This window comes from Hydrogenophaga sp. (genome assembly GCF_031426985.1).
Taxonomy (GTDB): Bacteria; Pseudomonadota; Gammaproteobacteria; order Burkholderiales; family Burkholderiaceae_C; genus Hydrogenophaga.
The window spans coordinates 1,028-3,317 of the sequence record NZ_JASJOY010000146.1 but is presented as its reverse complement, the minus strand read 5'-3'; the positions used below and the strand labels follow the sequence as shown (position 1 = coordinate 3,317).

3 protein-coding genes are annotated in these 2,290 nt (G+C 69.1%); 2 read left to right on the top strand and 1 reads right to left on the bottom strand.

Going from position 1 to position 2,290, the window contains the following annotated elements:
• Positions 1 to 470, top strand: a 470-nt coding sequence (locus RMP09_RS16180) for a universal stress protein (RefSeq protein ID WP_310567012.1), incomplete at its 5' end; no start/stop codon positions are given.
• Positions 471 to 509: 39 nt separating this feature from the next.
• On the opposite strand, the gene RMP09_RS16175 is transcribed toward RMP09_RS16180, so the two are convergent.
• Complete coding sequence (locus RMP09_RS16175; protein ID WP_137918458.1) at positions 510 to 1,067, bottom strand: hypothetical protein; 558 nt, start codon at positions 1,065 to 1,067, stop codon at positions 510 to 512.
• 161 nt (positions 1,068 to 1,228) lie between these two features.
• On the opposite strand from RMP09_RS16175, the gene RMP09_RS16170 reads away from it, so the two are divergent.
• Positions 1,229 to 2,290 (top strand): HAMP domain-containing protein (locus RMP09_RS16170; protein WP_310567011.1); only part of this gene is annotated, 1,062 nt, incomplete at its 3' end.

Genomic DNA, 2,290 nt, shown 5'->3' with positions numbered 1-2,290 from the left:
GCAAGGATTCGCTCAAGCTCGGCATCGCGCTCGATGGCAGCCCGTATGGGCTGGCGGCAGCGCGTTTCGTGGCCAGACACCGCAAGCTGTTCGGCCCGGCTCCCGCGATCTCGCTGATCCACATGGCCCCTGAACTGACGAAGATCGTTGTGCCGGGCTGGTTGGAGCGCGCGGTCGAGACCGGCATCAAGCCGGAACAGATCGAGGCGATGCACAAGGCCGCCTTCGAAAGCGTGTTCGCGCCGGTGCGCGAAGTACTGGACGGCGCCGGACTGGCATCGAAGGAAGTCCGGCTCATCGGCCGTGTGCCCGGCGACGAGATCGCGGCGCACGCCACGAAGAGCCGGCTGGACCTGCTGGTCATGGGCTCGCTGGGGTTCGGCGCCAGCCGGCACACGGCCATGGGCTCCGTGGCCGCGCGAGTCGCCTCGCGCTGCCGCCCGGCGCTGCTGCTGGTGCGCGAGAAGTAGCGCGACAGGGCCGGGTGCAAAGCCCGGCCCGGAGCGCACTCAGTTGGCGCGGTACGGCAGCGACGAGTGGTGCACGACGATGCGCAGCTTGCCGCTGTCGTCCTTAAGGAACTTCCAGGTCTTGTCCACGGTGGTGACCTTGCCGTCCTTGTCGGTGATCGACACGTTGCCCATCGAGGTGGCGACGTCGCCGGCGATGAAGATCGCCGCGTTGGTCACGTCCACCTTGCGCCAGCCCTTGAGGGCGAAGCCGGTATCCTTGGGGAAGCTGGCATCGCCGCCGACGAAGTAGGCCAGTGCGCCAGAACGCGTGGTGCGGAAAGTCTGCGGCGCCTCGGTCAGCGTCGGCTTGAACAGCACCGGGCCGAACTGGTAGCCGTAGGCTCCGTCGATCACCTGCTCGGCCAGCCGGCGCCCGGCGGCAGCTCCCTGGCGCTCGTGCGTGGTGCTGATCGCCACCAGGGCGTCACCCCAGGCGCGTTGCGCGGCCAGGACTTCGGTTTCGGTGATCGACTTGTTGACTACTGGGGCTTGCGCGGCGGCGGTGCCTAGTACAAGCATGAGGGTAGAGGTGAGGGCGGCGGAACGGAACTTCATGATGTGCACTCCGGTGCGTTGTGGTTGGAGAAGGTATTGCACCGCGGCGTGATGAACCCGACCTGAACTGCGGATGACGGAGGGCTGAACGGAACATGAACGCCGCATGAACGCTAGCGCAGCGCAACGCTGGAGGTCTGTTTCCTCGGCGACAATGACACATGTTCAGAACCAAGCTCACGTTGGCCCTGGCCGGGCTCGGGTTGGCCTCGGCCCTGCAAGGCGCGGTGGCCCTCTGGCGGCTCGGTGAGGCCGACCACCAGGTGCAGCGCGGGCGTGTGGCCAGCGATATCCACGTGGCCTTCGTCGAATTGTCGGTGGCCAAGCAGCGGCTGCGGTCCTGGGCCGCGCAGCGGGAGGCCAATGCGGGTGCCGACCCGGCCCAGCGCGAGCTGCTGCTGGCCGACATGCGCCAGACGCTCGGCAGGCTCGATGGCCTTACGCGGCAGACGTCGGGATCGCCGGCAGCCGGCAGTGCTGCGGCGCAAGTGTCGCAGCGCGCCGACGTGCTGGCGCGCCTGCAGAAGGCCGTGGACGCGCTTGAGATCGCGAGCCGCGACATCCGGCCCTTGGAAGCGGACGCCGATGCGCGCCCCGCCTGGCAGGCGCTGTCCGATCGTTTCGACCGCCCGGATGGGGATGACCTTCGCACGCTCCTGAACGACAGCATGCAGCGCGAAGCCGCCGCGGTGGCGCGTGAACGCAAGGCGGCCGACGCTTCGCTCGCGCAGGCGCGCGGGCTGTGGGCAGGCGCCTCCGCAGCGCTCTGCCTGGCCGCGCTGTTGCTGGCCGGCTACTTCGGGCGTGCGCTGCGCGCCCCGCTCGCGGCATTGCGCGACGGCGTGAACGCGCTGCATCGGGGCGACCTGTCGCACCGCATCGCCATCGACAGCCGGGACGAATTCGGCGACGTGGCACGCAGCATGAACGCGATGGCCTCCGAGCTGGCGCAGCACCGCGAGCGCGAGACGCAGGCCCGGCAGCGCCTGGAGCAGTTGGTCGCAGCGCTGACGGGTGCAGGCGCCAAGGGAAAAAGTCCAGACTTGGCAGCTTGTTTGGCAGGCTCCTTAGAGCTGGCCCGGCTGATGCCGCTGGTGCCGCCGGCGCAGTACAAGCTGGCCCTGCGCGACCTGCAGGCGGATTGGGTGCACCACTCGCCGCTGTTGCACTCGCCGGCGATGGCGATGGTGCAGCGGCTGGCCGAGCAGGTGCGGGCGCCCCAT